The sequence below is a fragment of the Sporosarcina obsidiansis genome (assembly GCF_009651005.1).
GTDB lineage: Bacteria > Bacillota > Bacilli > Bacillales_A > Planococcaceae > Sporosarcina > Sporosarcina obsidiansis.
On record NZ_WHVW01000001.1, the window covers coordinates 69425 to 86680 of the forward strand.

Annotated in this window: 13 protein-coding genes; 12 read left to right on the forward strand and 1 reads right to left on the reverse strand. The window is 44.1% G+C overall.

Going from position 1 to position 17256, the window contains the following annotated elements:
• Positions 1-23: 23 nt before the first annotated feature.
• The 9 genes from GD002_RS00350 (at position 24) to GD002_RS00390 (ending at position 14229) form a co-directional block, all read left to right on the forward strand.
• Positions 24-2249: a (Fe-S)-binding protein gene (locus tag GD002_RS00350; RefSeq protein ID WP_153730339.1), complete on the forward strand. Its 2226-nt coding sequence runs from the start codon at positions 24-26 to the stop codon at positions 2247-2249.
• A gap of 154 nt (positions 2250-2403) precedes the next feature.
• Positions 2404-3600: an acetyl-CoA C-acetyltransferase gene (locus tag GD002_RS00355; RefSeq protein WP_153730340.1), complete on the forward strand. Its 1197-nt coding sequence runs from the start codon at positions 2404-2406 to the stop codon at positions 3598-3600.
• Positions 3601-3615: 15 nt separating this feature from the next.
• The gene (locus tag GD002_RS00360) at positions 3616-4467 is read left to right on the forward strand and encodes a 3-hydroxybutyryl-CoA dehydrogenase (RefSeq protein ID WP_153730341.1); all 852 of its coding nucleotides are present in this window, start codon (positions 3616-3618) and stop codon (positions 4465-4467) included.
• A gap of 28 nt (positions 4468-4495) precedes the next feature.
• On the forward strand, positions 4496-5632 hold the full coding sequence (locus GD002_RS00365; protein WP_153730576.1) for an acyl-CoA dehydrogenase: 1137 nt from the start codon (positions 4496-4498) through the stop codon (positions 5630-5632).
• 676 nt (positions 5633-6308) lie between these two features.
• Positions 6309-7448: an acyl-CoA dehydrogenase gene (locus GD002_RS00370; protein WP_153730342.1), complete on the forward strand. Its 1140-nt coding sequence runs from the start codon at positions 6309-6311 to the stop codon at positions 7446-7448.
• Positions 7449-7467: 19 nt separating this feature from the next.
• Positions 7468-8085, forward strand: a complete 618-nt coding sequence (locus GD002_RS00375; RefSeq protein WP_153730343.1) for a TetR/AcrR family transcriptional regulator — start codon at positions 7468-7470, stop codon at positions 8083-8085.
• Between the two features lie 66 nt (positions 8086-8151).
• Positions 8152-11409, forward strand: coding sequence for a fused isobutyryl-CoA mutase/GTPase IcmF (icmF, locus tag GD002_RS00380; protein WP_153730577.1), 3258 nt, complete (start codon positions 8152-8154; stop codon positions 11407-11409).
• A 479-nt stretch (positions 11410-11888) separates the two neighbouring features.
• Positions 11889-12458, forward strand: coding sequence for a DNA-directed RNA polymerase subunit delta (gene rpoE, locus GD002_RS00385; protein WP_153730344.1), 570 nt, complete (start codon positions 11889-11891; stop codon positions 12456-12458).
• Positions 12459-12630: 172 nt separating this feature from the next.
• Positions 12631-14229, forward strand: coding sequence for a CTP synthase (locus tag GD002_RS00390; protein ID WP_153730345.1), 1599 nt, complete (start codon positions 12631-12633; stop codon positions 14227-14229).
• 65 nt (positions 14230-14294) lie between these two features.
• On the opposite strand, the gene GD002_RS00395 is transcribed toward GD002_RS00390, so the two are convergent.
• The gene (locus tag GD002_RS00395) at positions 14295-14819 is read right to left on the reverse strand and encodes a DUF2529 family protein (RefSeq protein WP_153730346.1); all 525 of its coding nucleotides are present in this window, start codon (positions 14817-14819) and stop codon (positions 14295-14297) included.
• Positions 14820-15004: 185 nt separating this feature from the next.
• On the opposite strand from GD002_RS00395, the gene GD002_RS00400 reads away from it, so the two are divergent.
• The 3 genes from GD002_RS00400 to fsa all read left to right on the forward strand — a co-directional run bounded on the left by GD002_RS00400 (position 15005) and on the right by fsa (position 17068).
• Positions 15005-15373 carry a response regulator gene (locus GD002_RS00400; RefSeq protein ID WP_153730347.1) on the forward strand — a complete coding sequence of 123 codons (369 nt, stop codon included), beginning with the start codon at positions 15005-15007 and terminating at the stop codon, positions 15371-15373.
• A gap of 94 nt (positions 15374-15467) precedes the next feature.
• Positions 15468-16325: a class II fructose-bisphosphate aldolase gene (locus tag GD002_RS00405; protein ID WP_153730348.1), complete on the forward strand. Its 858-nt coding sequence runs from the start codon at positions 15468-15470 to the stop codon at positions 16323-16325.
• A 95-nt stretch (positions 16326-16420) separates the two neighbouring features.
• Entirely contained in the window at positions 16421-17068 is a 648-nt protein-coding gene (gene fsa / locus GD002_RS00410) for a fructose-6-phosphate aldolase (protein WP_153730349.1), read from the forward strand.
• Positions 17069-17256 lie beyond the last annotated feature (188 nt).

Sequence of the window (17256 nt, forward strand, 5' to 3'; positions counted from 1 at the left end):
TTCAGAGGAAGGGGAGAACGAAGATGAATGCATTACTCATTGCAAACTGGGTGTTATTTTTAGCAGTAACTATCTACGGAGTCGGACTATTTTTATATCTATTGAAAACCCGTACCGAATTTGTACGATTGGGGAAAAAGGAAGAATTCGATCACAATGTGAGAGAACGGCTCAGAAAAATCTGGGTCTATGTATTTGGACAAAAAAAATTATTGAAAGATAAAAAGAGTGGCGCTATCCATGTTCTGTTTTTCTATGGATTCTTGCTTGTTCAATTCGGGGCAATTGACCTCATATGGAAAGGATTGAAACCAGGTTCGCATCTGCCACTTGGACCGTTGTATCCAGCGTTTACTTTCTTTCAGGAAATCGTCGTGTTCTTGATATTAGTAGCCGTTGTTTGGGCGTTTTATCGCCGTTATGTAGAGAAACTCGTCCGATTAAAACGTGGTTGGAAATCAGGATTAGTTCTAATTTTCATTGGAACTCTAATGGTTTCCACTCTCGTCGCAAATGGTGCAAACATGATTTGGCACAATGAAGGAACGACGTGGACTGAACCGATGGCCTCGCTCATTGCGATGGCATTCAGTGGAGTTCCAGAAGTAGTAGCGATCGGTGTGTTCTTCATCGGTTGGTGGGTGCACCTGCTGACGCTTCTGACATTCTTGGTCTACGTACCGCAATCGAAGCATGCGCACTTGATCGCTGGTCCTGTGAATGTTTATTTTCACCGCCTTGATCATGCAGGGCGGCTGAAGCCAATTGATTTTGCAGCATTGGAAGAAGTAGAAGATGAAGAGGAGATGCCGACACTTGGCGTTGGTCATATTACCGACTTCACGCAAGCCCAAATGATCGACTTTTATGCATGTGTAGAATGTGGCCGCTGTACGAATATGTGTCCAGCAACAGGCACTGGTAAAATGTTGTCGCCAATGGATTTGATTACGAAATTGCGTGATCACTTAACGAATACAGGCGCAGTGATGACGAAACAAAAACCGTGGGTACCGCAGGTCATGTTCAATCAGTCGAAAGGGAACCAGCTGGCACTAGCTGCGACTGCGGAAGGCGTGATAATCGATGAGTTGTACAGTCCTTCATTGATTGGTGACGTCATCACAGAAGAAGAAATCTGGGCATGTACGACTTGCCGGAACTGTGAAGATCAATGTCCTGTCATGAATGAACACGTCGATAAAATCATCGACCTTCGCCGTTATTTAGTCATGACGGAAGGGAAAATGGATGCGGATGCACAACGCGCGATGACGAATATCGAACGCCAAGGAAATCCGTGGGGCTTGAACCGTAAAGAGAAAGAAAACTGGCGAGATGCGCGTCCTGACTTGCATATTCCAACGGTCAAAGAAGCGAAAAAAGCAGGAGAAGACTTCGAATACTTGTTATGGGTCGGTTCGATGGGTGCTTTTGATAACCGTTCCCAGAAGATCGCATTGGCGTTCGCGCATCTATTGAATGAAGCTGGCGTTAGTTTCGCGATCCTCGGCAATAAAGAAAAGAACTCGGGAGATACGCCGCGTCGTTTAGGAAATGAATTTTTATTCCAAGAACTAGCGACTGCCAATATTGCAGAATTTGAAAAAGCAAATGTCTCAAAGATAGTCACAATCGATCCGCATGCATACAATATTTTTAAGAACGAGTATCCGGACTTTGGACTACAAGCGATAGTCAAGCATCATACCGAGCTATTATATGATTTGGTCATGGCGGGCAAATTAGTTCCGAAACATGCAATCAACGAAACGATCACGTTCCATGATTCCTGTTACTTAGGCCGTTATAACGATGTTTACGATCAGCCGCGAGAAATTCTTAAAGCGATTCCTGGCGTACAATTGGTCGAAATGAAACGTAATCGTCAGGACGGTATGTGCTGTGGAGCAGGTGGTGGCATGATGTGGATGGAGGAACATACGGGCCAGCGCGTAAATGTGGCACGTACCGAACAAGCAATGGAAGTCAGCCCAGGAATCATTTCATCCGGTTGTCCTTATTGCTTGACGATGTTGTCTGACGGAACGAAAGCCATTGAAGTAGAAGAGCAAGTCGGCACATACGATATAGCAGAATTGTTGGAGCGCTCTATTTTTGGAGAGCAACAAACGGAACCAGAAGTGGTAGAAGACCTAGCTGAAGAAGTGAATCTGGAACCTGAAATGGCTGCAACGGTCGAAAAGGCGGATGAAATGCCGAATAACACGGACGGAACGCGAAATTAAAATATTGCGAATGACGTGGTAATATCGTACAATTAGAGTATCTAAAACGCTAACAATTAGATTATTTTCTAAAGAAGAGGGACTTTGTGCCCTTCTTTTTATTAATTAGTAATCGAGCGAGCGTTCAGTCGATATAAAAGTAGGAGGGAATGGAATGACGAGAACTGTTATTTTACAAGGTGCAAGAACGCCATTTGGAAAGCTGGGGGGAGCTTTCCAAACACAAACGGCCAGCGATCTCGGAGGAGTAGCGATCAAAGCAGCTTTGGAACGTGCAGGAATCACAGGCGATCAAGTCGATGAAGTGATCATGGGTACTGTGCTACAAGCGGGGCAAGGTCAAATTCCTTCCAGACAGGCAGCAACAAAAGGCGGAATTCCTTTTCACGTCAAGACGGAAACGATTAATAAAGTATGTGCTTCCGGAATGCGCAGTATTACATTGGGTGACCAACTGATCCGATTAGGTGAAGAAAGCGTGATCATCGCAGGTGGTATGGAATCGATGTCTAATGCACCATATTATTTGCCTAACGTGCGGTCTGGATTGAAAATGGGTGACAGCACACTTGTAGACGGCATGATTTACGATGGATTATCTTGTGCATTTTCACCGAATCGCGTTCATATGGGAACATACGGCAACAGTACGGCAACTGAATTTTCATTAAGTCGTGAAAAGCAGGATGAATGGGCGTTGAGAAGTCATGAGCGCGCATTGGCTGCAATGGATAACGGACTATTCAAAGAAGAAATCGCAGCGGTAAGTATTCCGCAACGCAAGGGTGAGCCTCTTATTGTTTCAGAAGATGAAGCGCCACGCAGAGGTAGTTCACTAGAGTCATTGGCAAAACTGCGTCCTGCTTTTGATAAGGACGGCACAATTACAGCAGGCAATGCACCTGGTGTCAATGACGGAGCATGTGCGGTTGTGCTGATGAACGAGGATCAAGCGAAACAACAAGGGAAAGAGCCGCTAGCTGTCATTTTGGGGCATGCGGAAGTGGCCATTGAGCCGGAACGCTTCCCGGAAACTCCAGGACACGCGATCAAATCACTTCTTGAGAAAACTGGGAAATCCCTCGAAGAAATCGATTTATTTGAAATAAATGAAGCCTTTGCAGCTGTAGCTCTTGTAAGCTCGCAAATCGCAGGCTTAGATGAAGAGAAAGTGAACGTTAATGGTGGCGCTGTCGCACTTGGTCATCCGATCGGTGCTAGTGGAGCACGTGTCGTTTTAACACTAGCCAATGAGCTAAAACGTCGAGGCGGTGGAATCGGCATTGCGGCCATTTGTTCAGGTGGCGGGCAAGGCGATGCAATCATGATCGAAGTACCGAAAACGAACTGATAGGAGGCATTCTAGATGACGATTCAGAACGTGTTTGTCATAGGTGCAGGACAAATGGGTGGAGGGATTGCCCAAGTTTGCGCGCAAGCAGGCTACCAAGTAACACTACATGATATTAATGAAGAGGCCTATAACAGTGGTTTCCAAGTCATCACGAAAAACTTGTCTCGTAACGTGGAAAAGGGAAGGATGACTGAGGAAGAAAAGCAAGAAGTAATTGGTCGATTTACAAAGTCGCTTGATCTGCAAAATGCAAAAAGTGCAGACATTGTAATTGAAGCAGCTCTCGAAAACATGGAAGTGAAAAAAACGATTTTCGCTGAGTTGGACGAAATCGCACCAGAACATACGATACTAGCAACTAACACCTCTTCATTGCCAATCACCGAAATTGCAGCCGTAACAAAACGTCCAGGCAAAGTGATTGGTATGCACTTCATGAATCCAGTGCCTGTTATGCAACTTGTAGAAATTATCCGTGGACTCGCCACGGACGACGAGGTGTATATGGCAGTAGAAGAGATGACGAGGAAGTTGAAAAAAACGCCTGTTGAAGTGAATGACTACCCAGGCTTTGTCGCCAATCGAGTATTGATGCCGATGATCAACGAGGCTATTTTCACACTGTATGAAGGCGTTGCGACAAAGGAAGCGATTGACGACGTCATGAAAATGGGTATGAATCATCCGATGGGACCGCTACAATTAGCAGATTTCATTGGGCTTGATACATGCCTGTATATTATGGAAACGCTTTATGAAGGTTTCGGTGATTCGAAATATCGTCCATGTCCGCTACTGCGTAAATATGTGAAAGCAGGCTGGTATGGCAAAAAAGCAGGACGAGGTTTTTATACTTACGATTAAATGCAGCCGAAAGCGCGAGGTGAAGAAGATGGATTACAACTTATCAGAAGAACAACAGATGATGCGCCAAATGGTCCGTGATTTCGCGAAAAAAGAGATTGAACCATGGATTCCACGAATGGAGGCGGGAGAATTTCCGCGCGAACTGCTAGACAAAATGGGTGAACTCGGATTAATGGGAATTACAGCACCCGAGCAATACGGAGGTTCCAATATGGACTTCCTCTCATACATCATCGCTATTCATGAGTTATCTAAAGTAAGCGCCGTCATGGGGGTCATCTTGTCTGTCCATACTTCAGTGGGAATGAATCCCATCCTCTACTTTGGCAATGAAGAGCAGAAAAATCGCTATTTACCAAAAATGGCATCCGGGCAATATTTAGGGGCGTTCTGTTTGACGGAAGCTTCTTCCGGATCTGATGCAGGTTCCTTGAAAACGAAAGCGAAGCGAATAGATGATCAGTATGTCATCAACGGCTCCAAAATATTTATCACTAACGGAGGCGAAGCAGATGTCTATATCGTCTTCGCTAACACAGCACCGGAAAAAGGTACGTATGGTATTACGGCGTTCATCGTTGATAAAGATACACCTGGCCTATCGATCGGTAAGGATGAACAGAAGATGGGCCTACACGGATCAAGAACTGTCGCGCTGAGCTTCGATAATATGAAAGTGCCGTTGGAAAATCGGCTAGGTGAAGAAGGTGCTGGCTTCAAAATCGCCATGGCGAACTTAGATGTTGGTCGAATTGGAATCGCTGCACAAGCACTAGGTATCGCAGAAGCCTCACTAGAAGCTGCTACTGCCTACGCCAAAGAACGCGAACAATTTGGCAAACCAATAGCTGTCAATCAAGGGGTAGGTTTTACATTAGCAGATATGGCAACCGCAACAGAAGCAGCAAGATTATTAGTCTATCGTGCTGCCTGGCTACGCGCAGAAAATAAACCGTGCAGCAAAGAAGCCTCCATGGCCAAACTCTTCGCCTCTCAAGCAGCGGTTGACAACTCGATTGAAGCCGTCCAAATTTTCGGGGGCTACGGCTACACAGAAGATTACCCGGTAGAACGCTACTTCCGCGACGCCAAAGTCACACAAATCTACGAAGGCACCAGCGAAATCCAACGAGTCGTCATTGCAAAGCATGTGACAGGGTGACATTGGCTTGACGATTTGAGGATTGGCGCGGTGCAACGAACGATTGGTTCGGTCCAACTAGTGTTTGGTTCGGTGGGAGCGGTGATTGGCTCGTTGCTGCGTGAGTTATGCTCGCTTCGCCAAGAGAATGGCTCGCTCCGATAGGGTTTTGGCGCGTCCGTCTACTTAGCGTTGCGGGTGTAATATCGGTTTTCTGAATGAGATGATCATTGGCTTAGTTTTCGAAAGTGGGAGAGTGAAAGGTTACCGTTACTCTGCGTTCCAGGCGGACGCGTTCTGGAGGGCCTGCGGTGAGCCAACCTTCGCTGCGCTCATTGGTTGTCTCATCTGTCAGGCTGATCCTCCCAGAGTCGCCGCCTTCCACTACGATTCACTAGATAATTATTCTTGTTAAACGAATTGAGATATTTAATCAATAGGTTTGTCTTGCCATATCACTACCTTGATAACTACAGGAAACTTCACCTTTACCATTCCACACTATCTATAAGGATTGAAGTGGAAGACGGGCGACTCCTTGGGAGGTGAGACCCTGGACTGAGCAAAGCGAAGGAAGCGGCTCACCGCACGCCCCCAGGAAAGCGTCCCGTCTGGAGCTTCAATCCCCGGACCGCAAGCCTGAAGGATTCATTCAAATAAAAAAATTTCATTAAAAAACATAAAGGGTGGGAGAATAATGGATTTTAAACTATCAGAAGAACATGAAATGATTCGTAAAATGGTACGTGATTTTGCACAAAAGGAAGTTGCGCCAACTGCAGCAGAGCGTGATGAAGAAGAGCGCTTTGACATGGACATCTTCCATAAGATGGCGGAGCTTGGACTCACCGGTATTCCTTGGCCTGAAGAATACGGCGGTATCGGCAGCGACTACTTAGCATACGTCATCGCAGTAGAAGAACTATCACGCGTCTGCGCATCAACAGGCGTTGTCCTATCTGCGCACACTTCATTAGCAGGTTGGCCACTATTTAAATACGGCAATAAAGAACAAAAACAAAAATACTTACGGCCACTTGCGGAAGGAACGAAAGTCGGTGCATACTGTTTAACGGAAGCAGGTTCCGGTTCAGATGCGGGCGGTATGAAAACGACAGCGAAACTAGATGGGAACGACTACGTGCTGAATGGTTCAAAGATTTTCATCACCAATGGCGGAATTGCCGATACGTATATCGTCTTTGCAGTCACCGATCCAGAATCCAAACATAAAGGGACGAGTGCGTTTATTGTCGAAAGTACATGTGAAGGTTTTTCTGTAGGTAAAAAAGAGAAGAAAATGGGGATTCGTTCTTCACCTACAACGGAAGTCGTTTTGGATAACTGCCGTGTACCGAAAGAAAATTTATTGGGTGAAGAGGGCGACGGCTTTATCATTGCGATGAAAACGCTCGATGGCGGTCGAAATGGAATTGCAGCACAGGCGGTTGGAATTGCACAAGGCGCGCTTGATGCAGCGGTAGCCTATTCGAAGGAACGAGTACAATTTGGCAAACCGATAGTGGCCAACCAAGGAGTTAGCTTTAAGCTGGCGGACATGGCTACATCCATTGAAGCGTCCCGCCTATTGACATACCAAGCTGCTTGGCTAGAGTCTAATGATCTACCATACGGCAAGGCATCTGCAATGGCAAAACTAATGGCGGGTGATACCGCAATGAAAGTAACAACTGAAGCCGTTCAAGTATTCGGTGGCTATGGTTATACAAAGGACTATCCAGTGGAACGCTATATGCGTGACGCGAAAATCACTCAAATTTACGAAGGAACACAAGAAATACAACGTCTCGTCATCTCGCGTATGCTGACAAAATAACAGGGGGGAAGGGTACCCAATGCCAAAACATGAAGTGAAATCTACCGTGAAAGATGAAGAACTAATTCAGAAAAGACGTGCACAAATTAGCCGTGGCGCCGTGAAATTGTTTATTGCGAAAGGTTTCCATCGTACGACGACTCGTGAAATCGCCAAGGAAGCAGGCTTCAGTATCGGCACACTTTACGAGTATATCCGCACGAAAGAAGACGTATTATATCTCGTTTGCGATCATATTTATCACGAGGTGAAGGTCCGTCTTTCTGAATTGGATACAAGCGACAACACGGTGGAAGGGCTACGTGTGGCGATTGCTAAATACTATGAGCTGATTGATGATATGTCCGATGAGTTTGTCGTCATGTATCAAGAATCCAAATCGTTGCCGAATGAAGCGCTCCGTTATGTGCTCAATAAAGAGCTCGAGATGGTGGAATTATTCGAAACGATTGTGCAACGCTGTATGGAGGCTGGCAATCTCCGCATCGGACCGGATGAAGTGACGCTCGCGGCGCATCATATTCTCGTGCAGGGGCAAATGTGGTCATTCCGTAGATGGGCGTTGCGAAAGAATTATTCATTGGAACGATATATTCAAATGCAGACCGATCAAATCATCAATGGATTAGCAAAATAAAAAAGAGACTCCGCCATGGCAATGTTCCGTGGCGGACATCAAAGAGTAGGGAAGGATGGAGAGCAAATGGCAACTGAGGAAATTTACAAACCGAAGCATCATATCCGTTTTGTGACGGCTTCTAGCTTATTCGATGGGCACGATGCGTCTATTAATATTATGCGAAGAATTTTGCAGTCGACCGGTGCGGAAGTCATTCATCTGGGGCATAACCGATCTGTCGAGGAAGTTGTAAACGCTGCCATTCAGGAAGACGTGCAAGGTATCGCGATTTCTTCCTACCAAGGCGGCCATGTGGAGTATTTCAAATACATGTATGATCTGCTGAAAGAAAGAGGCGCTTCCCATATTAAAATCTTCGGGGGTGGTGGAGGAGTGATCATCCCGAAGGAAATCAAAGAGTTACACGACTATGGCATTCAGTGGATTTTCTCCCCGGAGGATGGACGGAAAATGGGTCTACAAGGAATGATCAATCGCATCATGGAGCTATCCGATTTCTCCACGACTCCCGAAAATGAAGAAGCGAACCTAGAAAAACTCTCTGCGGAGACACCTGGCATTCTGGCCAATTTAATTACCTATGTTGAAGAAAAGCATTTGCAGAAGGACGAAGCATCGGAACAACTACTACAGCACGCACGAAGCCTTTCTAAACAGACGCCAGTTCTCGGGATTACGGGCACAGGAGGCGCAGGAAAAAGTTCATTAACTGATGAATTAATCCGGCGTTTTCTGCAGGAATTCCCAGAAAAACGCGTAGCCATCCTTTCGATCGATCCGACGAAACAAAAAACAGGTGGTGCCTTACTAGGTGACCGAATTCGCATGAACGCTATTTTTAATGATCGTGTGTACATGCGCAGCTTGGCGACACGAGGTTCCCGTTCTGAGTTGACGACAGCGATTCATGACGTGCTAGATGTGACCAAAGCAGCTGGTTATGACTTGATCATTGTTGAGACCAGTGGGATCGGGCAAGGCGATGCGCAAATCACTGATATATCCGATGTTTCCATGTACGTTATGACAAGTGAGTTTGGAGCACCTACACAGCTTGAGAAGATCGATATGATTGATTTCGCAGATCTAATTGTCATCAATAAATTTGAACGAAAAGGCTCGGAAGACGCATTGAGTCAAGTTCGCAAGCAATATCAGCGTAGCCATCTATTGTTTGATGATGAGCTAGAAAAGATGCCGGTATTTGGTACGATCGCAAGCCAATTCAATGATAAAGGGACCAATATCTTGTTTGCTGCACTTGTTGATCGGTTGAATAAAACATGTGATTTGGACTGGACTACCAGCTACGCGGAATCCATTACTATGCAAAAACAAACAGTCATCATTCCACCTGATCGCAGTCATTACTTACGAGAAATCGCGGCAACTGTTCGCAATTACCATGCGAAAGCGAAACAGCAAGAAGACCTTGCGCGTCGCCTTTTTCAATTAGAAGGCGCGATGGAAGCTGTGAAGGAGAACGATTCCAATGAAGCACTCTTGGATTCATTGAATAGTTTAAAAGAGGGTGTGGAAGAACAGCTGACAAGTGAATCAAAACGTACCCTGAAAAACTGGGAATCATTAAAAGAATCCTACCAGCAAGATGAATATGTAGTGAAGATCCGAGATAAAGAGATTCGTACGGCTCTTAATTCAACCAGTTTATCAGGATTGAAGATTCCTAAAGTTGTTTTGCCGAAGTTTAAAGACTATGGAGAGATTTTGCGCTGGGTCTACAATGAAAATGTGCCGGGTGCATTCCCATATACAGGCGGCGTTTTCCCATTCAAACGAGAAGGTGAAGATCCAAAGCGCCAGTTCGCAGGCGAAGGAACGCCAGAGCGTACGAACCGCAGATTTCATTACGTGTCAAAAGATGATGACGCTAAACGTTTATCAACTGCATTTGACTCAGTCACGCTCTACGGAGAGGATCCTGACGAACGGCCAGATATTTACGGGAAAGTAGGAGAGTCGGGGGTAAGTATCTGTACGCTTGAAGATATGAAAAAGCTGTACGATGGATTCGACCTCTGTGCGCCATCTACTTCCGTATCAATGACGATCAATGGACCCGCACCAATCATTTTGGCAATGTTCATGAACGCAGCGGTCGATCAGCAAGTGCGAAAAAAAGAAGAAGAGCTTGGACGCACGCTAACTGTCGAAGAGTTTTCTGAAGTGCGTGAAATGACGTTTCAAACGGTAAGGGGCACAGTACAAGCTGATATCCTGAAAGAAGACCAAGGGCAAAATACGTGTATTTTCTCAACAGAATTCGCACTACGAATGATGGGCGATATTCAGCAGTATTTCATTGATAAAAAAGTACGTAACTATTATTCTGTCTCCATTTCGGGCTATCATATTGCGGAAGCAGGGGCTAATCCAATTTCGCAGCTAGCCTTCACGTTGGCAAATGGCTTCACGTATGTCGAATACTACTTGAGTCGCGGCATGAATATTGATGACTTTGCACCGAATCTATCGTTTTTCTTCTCCAATGGTTTAGATCCTGAATACACGGTAATTGGTCGTGTAGCGCGACGTATTTGGGCAGTCACGATGCGCGACAAATACGGTGCCAATGAACGTAGTCAAAAGTTGAAATATCATATCCAAACTTCTGGCCGCAGTCTGCATGCGCAAGAAATCGACTTTAATGACATCCGTACCACGCTGCAAGCCTTAATGGCGCTACAGGACAACTGTAACTCGTTGCATACGAATGCCTACGACGAAGCGATCACGACGCCAACGGAAGAATCGGTGCGCCGTGCGATGGCGATCCAGATGATCATCACGAAAGAACACGGATTGTCGAAAAATGAAAATCCGTTGCAAGGTGCATTCGTTATCGAGGAATTGACGAGCTTGGTGGAAGAAGCCGTATTGCAAGAATTTGATCGACTAAATGATCGTGGCGGCGTACTTGGATCGATGGAAACTCAGTATCAGCGAGGGAAAATCCAAGAAGAATCCATGTATTATGAGATGAAAAAACACTCCGGTGAATTACCGATTATCGGAGTCAACACGTACTTAAATCCAAATCCGCCTTCTGAAGAAGATATCGATAATATGGAATTGGCACGTGCAACGAAGGAAGAGAAAGAAGCGCAAATCCGTAACTTGCGAGAATTCCAGTCTACTCACGCAGAAGAAGCGAAAAAAGCATTGGGAGCCCTCCAACAAACAGCGGTGTCAGGAGGCAATGTGTTTGCGGAACTAATGAAGACCGTTCAAGTTGCAAGTTTGGGTCAAATCACTAACGCATTATATGAAGTAGGCGGCCAGTACCGTCGAAATATGTAATCAAATTCGAAAAGCTGCGTAATTCACGCAGCTTTTTTGGGATTTACTGCAGAAATAGGATTGCGCGCGCTCATAAATCTTAAAAATGAATGTACAAAAAGTTATCACAAACCATATACATAAAAAATCACTATCCTCACAGTGGATAAATTGGTAATTTTATCAGTATAATGAAGAGAACAGAGAGAAAGGGATGTGTTGAAGGTGAGATGGTATCATCATACGGTCATAATTGTACTTCTGTTTCTTCTCACATTCATCTTTTATAGCAGCGGCCTAGGAGCAATCCCCTTTTCCTTTGCAGCCATTTATTTGGGATGTCTGACCATCAAAGAATACAGAAACGTAAAGAGAAGCAAAAGAATGTAGCATATTGGAAGTCGAAATGTATATAATGTAAAGTATGCTTATCTGGTTCCAGATAAAATCGTTGATGAATCGTCAACGCGTAATTGATTGAAGAAAGGACGTGCCATACATTGAATATCCACGAAATGACAAAAGAACAACTAGCAGAAGAATCGTTCATCAATATTACCTACCAAATCTTAACAGAACGACGCGAATCGCTTACATTACAGCAACTAATGGACGAAATCCGAAAAATTACAGGCGTCTCCGAGAAAGAAATGAAAGAAAAGCTTGTTCAATTTTACACAGACTTGAACATTGATGGCAGATTTCTTGCGATCCAAGACAACCGTTGGGGATTGCGCGAATGGTATCCAGTTGATCAAATCGAAGAGGAAACAGCGCCAGTCGTAAAAGTCCGCAAAAAGAAAAAGAAAAAAGCGTATGACGACGAAGATGAAGAAATTGAAGATGACGATGAAGACGAAGAACTCTTCGATGAAGATTACGTAGAGCTTGGCGAAGAAGAGGACGACGTAGATGATGACGACGAGGAAGAAGAGGACGTCATTGAGATTGAAGAAGACTTGATTGATCCTGATGACGATTTAGAAGTAATCCCGGACGAAGAAATTGACCTCGATGAAGAAGACGAGGAAGAGGAAGAAGACGAGGATTACGAGGAAGAAAAAGAGTAACAAGACTTGACTTTTTGGGCCTGGGAATATAAGATTTGTATGGGCTCCTGAAAAGGACACATGAATTCGTGTATACGCGCTCCTTATTGTAGTTAGGCTACAAGTGGGGCGCTTTTTTGATTTTTCATTTTAGCCTTCGAGCATGTAAATAGAACAAATGGAGGAAGTACACATGACAAAATATATTTTTATCACCGGTGGAGTCGTATCGTCTTTGGGCAAAGGGATCAATGCAGCATCACTAGGAAGATTGCTCAAAAATCGAGGATTGAAAGTAACCAATCAAAAATTCGATCCGTATATCAATATTGACCCACGTATGATGAGTCCATATCAGCATGGTGAGGTGTTTGTTACTGAAGATGGCGCAGAAACAGACCTCGATATCGGACATTATGAGCGGTTTATTGATATTAAATGTAATCAATACTCCAACGTTACGATGGGAAAAGTATATGATCTCGTGTTGCGAAAAGAGCGCAGTGGTGAATATAAAGGAGCTACCGTTCAGGTTATTCCTCATATTACCAACGAAATTAAAGAACTTATCAAACGTGCAGGCGAAACGTTGAATGCAGACGTAGTCATCACGGAAATCGGTGGAAGTGTAGGGGATATCGAGTCACTGCCATACCTTGAAGCGATCCGCCAGCTAAAGACAGATTTAGGAAAAGATGACGTCATGTACATTCACAATACGCTGATCCCGTACCTCCATGCAGCGGGTGAAATGAAAACAAAACCTACGCAACATAGCGTGAAAGAATTGAGAAGTCTTGGTATCCAACCGAATATGATTGTTGTACGCAGTGAGTATCCAGTGCCACAAGAAATGAAAGATAAAATTGCGTTATTCTGTAATATCAAGCCGGAAGAAGTCATTGAAGCGCTAGATGCTGAAACATTATATGAAGTGCCACTTCGACTACATGAACAACATATGGACCAGATTGTTGTCGATTTCCTTGGACTAGAAACACCGCAACCGGAACTAACAGAAGTTAAAGAACTTGTGACATTAGTTAAATCGCTGAAAGAAAAAGTTAAAATCGGTCTTGTCGGAAAGTATGTAGAACTACAAGATGCGTATATTTCTGCGGTTGAATCTTTGCGTCATGCAGGTTACGCATTCGATGCAGATATTGAAATTAAGTGGATTAATTCGGCAGAAGTTACTGCAGAAAATGTTGAGGAATACTTGGGCGATGTAGATGGAATTCTTGTTCCTGGTGGTTTCGGAGACCGTGGGATTGACGGGAAAATCGAAGCAATTACGTATGCTCGTGAACATAAAGTTCCGTTTTTCGGTATCAGTTTAGGACTTCAATTGGCAGCTACGGAAATTGCGCGTAATGTCATGGGTCTAGAAAATGCACATTCATTGGAATTCGACACGGACACAGAACACCATGTGACGACTTTCCACCCAGATTGCAAGACAGCAGATGAAGCAGACAGCACATTGCGTCTTGGCGCGTATCCATGTAAAGTGGCAGAAAATACGAAAGCATACAATGCGTATGGTGAAGAGTTAGTATACGAACGTCACCGCCATCGTTATGAAATGAATATAGCGTACCGTGCACAGTTAGAAGAAGCAGGATTTATCGTATCAGGCATTAGCCCGGATGGACGTTTGATTGAAATTATGGAATTACAAGAGCATCCGTTTTTCATGGGTTGCCAGTTCCATCCAGAGTTTGCATCCCGTCCGACACGTCCACAACCATTGTTCCGCGAATTTATTCGTGCAGCACTGGATAACCGATAATAAAAAGAAATGCCGGCAGAAGGTCGAAACCTTTTGTCGGCATTTCTTTTATCGTTTTATCCATATCAATCAATGTCTTCTAACATTTCATCGATCGATAGTTTGACGGCTTCGTAAATGAAGAGCGCAGTGAGTGCGTGTGGTTGGACGATCCGTTCGCCATCTGGTCCAGGAAGAAGTCCCTTTTTTATTCCGGTAGAAATATAAGTAGATGCAAGTTTTGCAAGTGTATTTGATTCGTCATCAGGATCTGCCGCTAACACAGCAAATGGGATGAACTGCTCAGCTAGTTGTGTTGCCAATTGGTTGGCTTTAGGCTCATCGGCTTTTCTCACTATCAGCCAAACGCGATCGGCTGCAGTAGGTACAGTATCCTCCGTATAGCGAATGGCTTGCCGTAGTGGTTCAGAACCATGTAATGCAGTCAGGGTGATCGCTTCCATTTCACCGAATCCAGCAATGACGATTCGTCCTTCACCAACTAACGCCTGAGCAAGCAAACGTGCAGTTTCTTCAATTGCTTCCTCCTGCCCACTCGCAATTCGTTCTAACAGCCCTCTAACCTGTGTCGTCAATATTTTCACTTTCATCCCTCCAAAGTATCAGTATAGTAGACGAAAGATAGAAGTGCAAAAAAACGATTTTAGAAAATTAGAGGAATTCTTGGGATAGTTGCGAATAATATACAGTAACTATATAGATTAGAAAATCTATGAATATTTACTTCTGTTGAAAAATAACTAAAACATAATCTGGTGAAATAGGGGGGAAATCATTGAAACAAATATTAATAATTGACGATCAACCTGGAATACGATTGTTGTTGGAAGAAATATTCAGGCAAGCTGGTTTAGAAACATCGTTAGCTTCAAATGGAAAAGAAGCCTTGAATATTTTAGGGGAAATGAATCCTGACTGTATCTTATTAGATATGAAAATGCCTGGAATGAATGGTGTAGAAGTCCTTCGTGAAATAAGAAAACAAACTCCTGATGCCCTTGTGATGATGATGACGGCATATAGTGAAATTGAGTTGACTGAAGAAGCTGGTAGTCTAGGCATCGACCATCATTTTACAAAGCCGTTTGATATTTTTGAAGTAAGAGATGCAGTCTTAAAAAGGTTGCAATTAACGGACGTTTGACAGTAGTAATAATGAAATGGATTTGCTATGCTAGAGAGTAGAAAGTATAATGAACTCATATAAAATTCGCTGTAAATCCAAGGAGGAATTCTGCATGCCACTCGTGTCAATGAAAGAAATGATGATTCAAGGAAAAAAACAAGGATATGCTGTCGGTCAATTTAACATAAATAATTTAGAATATACACAAGCTATTCTACAGGCTGCTGAAGAAGAAAAATCACCTGTCATTTTAGGAGTATCTGAAGGCGCAGCTCGTTATATGGGTGGCTTTAAAACTGTCGTCATGATGGTAAAAGGGTTAATGGAGGAATACGGTACAACTGTGCCAGTCGCTATTCATTTGGATCATGGCTCTAGCTTTGAAAAATGTAAAGAAGCTATAGAAGCTGGTTTTACATCTGTAATGATCGATGCGTCTTCCAAACCACTCGAAGAAAATATTGAAATCACGAAAAAAGTCGTGGACTTAGCAAAACAGCATAATGTATCTGTAGAAGCTGAACTGGGAGTTGTCGGTGGACAAGAAGATGACGTAATCGCAGAAGGTGTTATTTATGCAGATCCTGCTGAATGTAAAGAACTTGTAGAAAAGACGGGCATTGATTGCCTTGCTCCAGCGCTCGGTTCTGTACATGGACCGTATAAAGGAGAGCCGAACTTAGGGTTTAAAGAGATGGAAGAGATTTCCGGGCAAAGTGACCTTCCGTTAGTATTGCATGGCGGTACCGGAATTCCGTTGAAAGATATTCAGCGTGCTATCTCATTGGGTACTGCGAAAATCAACGTCAACACAGAAAACCAAATTCAAGGTACAAAGGCTGTACGTGAAATACTTCAAGCAGATTCAGAAGTATACGATCCTCGTAAATTTCTTGCACCGATGCGCGAAGCTATCAAAGAAACAGTCATTGGTAAAATGCGTGAATTTGGTAGTTCGCAGCAAGCATAACGATGAGGTAATCGCATAGAAAGACAAGGAGGAGCGTATTACTTCTCCTTCTTTTCATTTGAACAAAAGAGTAAACTACTAGGAGGACAACATACGTGAAATTTTTCATAGATACCGCAAACTTTGACGAAATAAAAGAGGCGCATAGCTGGGGCATTGTGTCTGGTGTGACAACGAACCCTTCATTAGTCGCCAAAGAAAATATTTCATTCCATGATCGCTTGAAAGAAATTACAGCACTCGTACCTGGCTCTGTCAGCGCAGAAGTCATCGCGTTAGATGCAGAAGGAATGATTGAAGAAGGGCGCAAGCTAGCAAGTATAGCGAAGAATATTACGGTTAAATTGCCGATGACACCAGAAGGATTAAAAGCTTGCTCTGTATTTGCAGCAGAAGGCATTCAAACGAATGTCACGCTTGTATTTAGTGCCAATCAAGCATTACTCGCAGCACGTGCTGGCGCAACGTATGTCTCACCTTTCATTGGGCGCTTAGACGATATTGGACAAAACGGGATCGAATTAATCGAGACCATTTCTGACATTTTCACTATCCACGATCTTGACACGCAGATCATTGCGGCTTCGATCAGACATCCTCAGCATATTACCGCCGCCGCGCTAGCTGGAGCTCATATCGCGACGACACCATTCAACGTGTTGAAAAGTTTATTCGCACATCCGTTAACTGCCAAAGGTATCGATCAATTCTTGAAGGATTGGGAAACTAGAACGAATAAGTGATGGGATCAATCACGCCTCAGCGTGATTGCGTCTGGATTTTGAATTGAGGCCTGCACGATACAGGTCATGCAGGCGGTGTCGTATGATGCGACAAAGACTGCGATCCTTTTTAACTCCTTACAAAATCCCTGACATCCGCTGGAGGCTTTTATTTGGATTCAGCGGGCGTTTGAACACCCGCTGAACAG